The sequence below is a fragment of the Klebsiella sp. Ech2A genome, from assembly GCF_030078455.1.
Taxonomy (GTDB): domain Bacteria; phylum Pseudomonadota; class Gammaproteobacteria; order Enterobacterales; family Enterobacteriaceae; genus Klebsiella; species Klebsiella terrigena.
Genome location: NZ_JAQGFU010000247.1, coordinates 1 through 5617 on the forward strand (window position 1 = coordinate 1; position 5617 = coordinate 5617).

The following is a 5617-nucleotide window of genomic DNA, read 5'->3' on the forward strand; positions in this document are numbered from 1 at the left end:
CCCCTCTCTTTTCGGCGGCCGGGTCAGATGTGTATAGGAGACCGCGTGCGCCTGCAGGGCGCCACGCCGGTGGCGATCAAGCTGACGGTGCCTGATTTCGCCATCAACTGGGACGAAGTCGCCTCCGCCATCACGCCGCGGACGCGGATGATCGTGATCAACACGCCGCACAATCCCAGCGGCCAGGTGCTCTCCGCCGACGATTTAGCCCGCCTGGCGGCGCTGACCCGCAATACCGATATCGTTATTTTGTCGGATGAGGTGTATGAGCACGTGGTCTTCGACGGGGCGCAGCACCACGGGATGGCCACCCATCCGCAGCTGGCAGAGCGCAGCGTGATCGTCTCTTCCTTCGGTAAAACCTACCACGTGACCGGCTGGCGAGTCGGCTACTGCGTTGCACCGGCGGCGCTGATGGAGGAAATCTGCAAGGTGCATCAGTTTCTGATGTTTTCGGCCGATACGCCGATGCAGTACGCGTTTGCTGAGCAGATGACCGACCCGCAATCCTGGCTGGGGCTGGCGCCGTTTTATCAGCAAAAGCGCGATCTGCTGCGCCAGCAGCTGGCGGATTCGCCGTTCCGCCTGTTGCCGAGCGCCGGCTCCTTCTTCATGCTGGCGGACTACAGCCATTTCAGCGACGAAAGCGACAGCGAAATGGTGAAGAGGCTGATCGTCGACTACGGCGTCGCCACTATTCCACTGTCGGCGTTTTACGCGGATGGTACTGATAACAAACTGATACGTCTCTCTTTTGCGAAAGATGAAGCCACGTTACGGGCCGGCGCGCAGGCGCTGTGTCACGTTAAGCCGCGTTGAGGAGCCACACGATGAAAATAAAAGCCCTTACCCTCGCTTTGGGGATGATTTGCACCTTCTCCTCCTTTGCCGCCAGCGAATTACGCTACGGCGTGGAAGCGGAATACCCGCCGTTCGAAAGCCGTAATTCGGCCGGGGAGCTCGAAGGCTTCGATATCGATCTGGGGATGGCGATTTGCCAGGCCGCTCAGCTCAAGTGCAGCTGGGTGGAGACCTCGTTTGATGCGCTAATCCCGGGGCTGGTGGCGAAGAAATTCGACGCCATTAACTCGGCGATGAACATTACCGAGCAGCGGCGCAAGAGCATCGACTTTACCCAGCCTATCTACCGCATCCCGTCGCAGCTGGTCGGTAAAGCCGACAGCGGTATGCAGGCGACTCCGGAAGGGCTGAAGGGGAAAACCATCGGCGTGCTGCAGGGCTCAATTCAGGAGACCTACGCCAAAGAGCACTGGGAGAAGCACGGCGTCAGCGTGGTCTCCTATAAAGATCAGAATATGGCGTGGGCCGATCTGCTCAACGGGCGGATCGACGCTTCGCTGGTGATGTCCGCCGCCGGGCAGGCCGGTTTCCTTAGCAAGCCGCAGGGGAAAGGCTTTGGCTTTATCGGCAAGCCGGTGGCTGACGATACCATCCTCGGCAGCGGGATTGGCTACGGCCTGCGCAAGGGCGATGAGGCGACGAAAAAGCAGCTTGATGCCGCGATTGATAAAGTGCGCGCCGACGGCACCATTACCCGGCTGGCGGCGAAATACTTCCCGGGCATCGACGTTAGCGTCAAATAATGCGTCATTCTCCGCCGGTTTCTCCGGCGGGGAATTCGGTCTGGTCCGGTGGACATATTTTTTTCACGCTTTTTCTGTCGCCAACAATTGGATTATTAATCGTTTTTGTCTAGAGTGAGCGAAATTCACGACGCATCTGTTTGTCGCGTTGCCTCCCAACTGGCATAACTGAAGGACGCTTTCTCAGGCATGAATCGCAGACGTTTTCTTAAATCTTCCATGGCCGTTGCCGCCGTATGCGGAACGTCAGGAGTCGCCTCTCTTTTCTCAAAAGCCGCGCTTGCTGAAGAATCAGGCATTGCCGATGGGCTGACGCGCCGCTTTGACTTCTCCGTGTTACAAGGGATGGCCCACGATCTCTCCCGTCAGCCCTGGGGCGGCGCTCCGCGCGACCTGCCGCCGACGCTGGCGAATCTGACCCCGCAGGCCTATAACAGCATTCAGTACGATGCCGGGCACTCGCTGTGGAACAATATCGAAGATCGCAAGCTGGACATCCAGTTCTTCCACGTCGGCATGGGCTTTCGTCGCCGGGTGCGCATGTTCTCGCTGGATACGCAGAGCCAGCAGGCGCGTGAAATTCACTTCCGCCCGGAGCTGTTTAACTACAACGATGCCGGCGTAGACACCAAACAGCTGGTCGGGCAGAGCGACCTCGGCTTCGCCGGGTTCCGTGCCTTCAAGGCCCCGGAGCTGGCGCGTCGCGATATCGTGTCGTTCCTCGGCGCGAGCTACTTCCGCGCGGTGGACAGCACTTACCAGTACGGGCTCTCCGCCCGCGGCCTGGCGGTGGATACCTTTACCGACACGCCGGAAGAGTTCCCGGACTTTACCTCATTCTGGTTTGAAACCGTCAAGCCGGGCGCCACCGTCTTTACCGTCTACGCGCTGCTCGACAGCCCGAGCGTGACTGGCGCCTACAAGTTTGTCATCAACTGCCAGGAGACGCAGGTGATCATGGATGTGGAGAACCACATCTACGCCCGCAAGGACATCAAGCAGCTCGGCATCGCGCCGATGACCAGCATGTTCAGCTGCGGTAACAACGAGCGGCGGACCTGCGATACCATCCACCCGCAAATTCACGACTCCGATCGTCTCGCCATGTGGCGCGGCAACGGCGAGTGGGTGTGTCGTCCGCTGAATAACCCGCAGAAGCTGCAGTTCAACGCTTTCCAGGATAAAAACCCGCGCGGGTTTGGCCTGCTGCAGCTCGATCGCGATTTCTCGCACTATCAGGATATTATGGGCTGGTACAACAAGCGCCCAAGCCTGTGGGTCGAGCCGCGTAACCAGTGGGGCAAGGGCGCGGTCAGCCTGATGGAGATCCCGACCACCGGCGAGACGCTGGATAATATCGTCTGCTTCTGGCAGCCGGAAAAAGCGATCAAGGCGGGGGATGAGCTCGACTTCAGCTACCGCCTCTACTGGAGCGCGCAGCCGCCGGTCCGTTCACCGCTGGCCCGCGTGCTGGCAACCCGCACCGGCATGGGCGGCTTCCCGGAAGGCTGGGCGCCCGGCGAGCACTATCCGGACAAGTGGGCCCGTCGCTTTGCGATTGATTTTGTCGGCGGCGATCTGAAGGCCGCGGCGCCAAGGGGCATCGAGCCGGTGATCACCCTCTCCAACGGCGAGGCGAAGCAGGTTGAGATCCTCTACGTTGAGCCGTTTGACGGCTACCGGATCCTCTTCGACTGGTACCCGACTAACGACTCCACCGACCCGGTAGAGATGCGCATGTTCCTGCGCTGCCAGGGCGATGCGATCAGCGAAACCTGGCTGTATCAGTATTTCCCGCCGGCCGCGGACGAGCGTCGCTACGTCGATGACCGGGTGATGAAGTAACCGCCCGGCAGGCCGACCTGGACGAATGCGCCCGGGTCGGCCTGCGCGCAGTGAGAGAGTGCTATGACCACAGAAAATACCCCCGCAGCGGAAGAGATCGTCGTTAACGACCGGCTGGTGCTGCGCGCCGTTGATGAACGCTACGTCACCGTCCTGCACCAGCTGGTGGAAAAAAATAAAGACTGGCTGCAGAACTCCCTGAGCTGGCCGGCGGCGGTGAGCGGCGAAGATGAAACCCGACGCCACGTGCAGGGCAACGTCATGCTCCATCAGCGCGGCTACGCCAAAATGTTTCTGCTGTTCCTGCAGGATGAGATGGTCGGCGTCCTGTCCTTTAACCAGATTGAACCGATCAACAAGACGGCCTATATCGGCTACTGGATTGACGAAAGCCACCAGGGGCAGGGGCTGCTCTCGCAGGCGCTGCAGGCCTTTATCGACCACTACGCGCGCAGCGGTATCGTTCGCCGCTTCGTGATTAAGTGCCGGGTCGCCAACCACAAAAGTAACCAGGTGGCGCTGCGAAATGGTTTTACCCTCGAGGGCTGCCTGCAGCAGGCGGAGTATCTCAACGGCGCCTATGACGACCAGAATATCTACGGGCGGATTATCGACTATCGCGCCGGCGAGGAGTGATTCACGGTGACAGAAAGCCGGCCAGCGGCGTGCGGGTAATATGCTCGTCGCCGTTGATAAGCTTGCGGCCGCGCAGGTGAATTGCCTCCCCGTTAAGGGCTTCAATCAGCGCGTTATCGGTAATTTCCATCTGATGTTCGATCACCAGGTCGCCGCTGATGCGGGCGTGGCCCTGAATCAGCACCTCGTCATCCAGCAGGATGGGGCCGCCGCAGAGCCGGGCGTGACCGCCGACCATCACCCGATGTTTAAGCAGGCAGTTGCCCTCAACCACGGCATTTTCCGCGACCTGAGAGCTGTAGCGCAGGGTCGGAATGGCATCCTCTTCGCACCCGGCGATCAGCCGCGCGTGGTCATACACCCGCGCATTATCGCAAACCCAGACGTCGTTAATCTCGTTGCCCTCCAGCCGGGCGTGGTCAAAGATCTCCGCCCGATGCTCAACGAAGGCCCGCTCGACAAAGGCGTCGCCGTAGATTTGCGCCTGATGGGCGATCCGCGAGGCGCTGACGGTGGCCCGCTGGTAAATTTGCAGGATTTTGTCCTCGTCGTCGGTAAGACCCTGGGCGGCGATAATCAGGCAGCGGGGGAGGATCCGCGCCTCGTCGGCCAGCCGGCAGCGGCCGCGCACCTGTGAATCGGTAACGGTGACGTTGTCACTAATATGGGCGTGGTGGCTGACGTCGGCGCGCTCCAGCCGGGCGTTGCCGCCGATAATCGCGTGATGGCTGACGGTGCAGGCGCCGCTGAGCCGCGCGTTGCCTTCAACCCGCGCCCCGGCGAAAACGGCGCTGTTGGCATCGTCAATCCAGCACTCTCCCTCCTGGCTCAGGGCGGCCTCGTCGTCCAGCCAGCCGCCTTCGCTGCCCGCTTTCACGTCGGCGAAATCACGTAAGGCCACAATTTGCCGCAGATTTACGCTATGTTTAACCCCGTCCTCCTGATAGTGAAACTGGCGAACCTGCGCGCCCAGACAATATTTGTTCATCAGCGGCTCCCTTTACTTTTGCTTAACATAAACATAGCAAAGATCTCCGTAGCGCGTTTTCAAAGGTTCTTTTAAAATGCGACTTAAAGATAAATTGAAAAATTAAACAAAATGAATAAAAAAGAGTTGGATCGGCGAGTACTGAACCTACCCGCGGGCTATTTTGGGATGGTGCTGGGCATTATCGGAATGGGCTTTGCCTGGCGCTATGCCAGCACCATTTGGCCGGTAAGCCGCAGCGTTGGCGATGGCCTGGTGGTGCTGGCGGCCACGATATGGGCGCTGCTGGCCGTCGCGTTTATCACCCGCGCGATCCGCTTTCCGTGGAGCGTTCGCCAGGAGATGCGCCACCCGGTCGCCAGCAGCTTCGTCAGCCTGTTTCCGGCAACCACCATGCTGGTCTCCATCGGCTTCATGCCGTGGTGCCGCCCGCTCTCGCTGGGCCTGTTTATCATCGGCGTGGCGCTGCAGCTCGCCTATTCGGCCTGGCAAAGCGCCGGGCTGTGGCGCGGCAATCACCCCAGCGACGCGACGACGCCGGGCC

6 protein-coding genes are annotated in these 5617 nt (G+C 60.3%); 5 read left to right on the forward strand and 1 reads right to left on the reverse strand.

The window, feature by feature from the left end; genetic code table 11:
* The 4 genes from PFH44_RS24420 to rimL form a co-directional block, all read left to right on the forward strand.
* Positions 1 to 819: methionine aminotransferase (locus PFH44_RS24420; RefSeq protein ID WP_283826433.1), on the forward strand; the 819-nt coding region annotated here is incomplete at its 5' end.
* 11 nt (positions 820 to 830) lie between these two features.
* On the forward strand, positions 831 to 1604 hold the full coding sequence (locus PFH44_RS24425; protein WP_045855191.1) for a transporter substrate-binding domain-containing protein: 774 nt from the start codon (positions 831 to 833) through the stop codon (positions 1602 to 1604).
* Positions 1605 to 1793: 189 nt separating this feature from the next.
* Positions 1794 to 3449: a glucan biosynthesis protein D gene (locus PFH44_RS24430; RefSeq protein ID WP_045855192.1), complete on the forward strand. Its 1656-nt coding sequence runs from the start codon at positions 1794 to 1796 to the stop codon at positions 3447 to 3449.
* Between the two features lie 63 nt (positions 3450 to 3512).
* Complete coding sequence (gene rimL / locus PFH44_RS24435) at positions 3513 to 4085, forward strand: 50S ribosomal protein L7/L12-serine acetyltransferase (protein ID WP_283826434.1); 573 nt, start codon at positions 3513 to 3515, stop codon at positions 4083 to 4085.
* A 1-nt stretch (position 4086) separates the two neighbouring features.
* Here the strand turns inward: rimL and ydcK are convergent, their stop codons facing one another.
* On the reverse strand, positions 4087 to 5073 hold the full coding sequence (ydcK, locus tag PFH44_RS24440; protein ID WP_283826435.1) for a YdcK family protein: 987 nt from the start codon (positions 5071 to 5073) through the stop codon (positions 4087 to 4089).
* A gap of 111 nt (positions 5074 to 5184) precedes the next feature.
* On the opposite strand from ydcK, the gene PFH44_RS24445 reads away from it, so the two are divergent.
* Positions 5185 to 5617: SLAC1 family transporter (locus PFH44_RS24445; protein WP_463671575.1), on the forward strand; the 433-nt coding region annotated here is incomplete at its 3' end.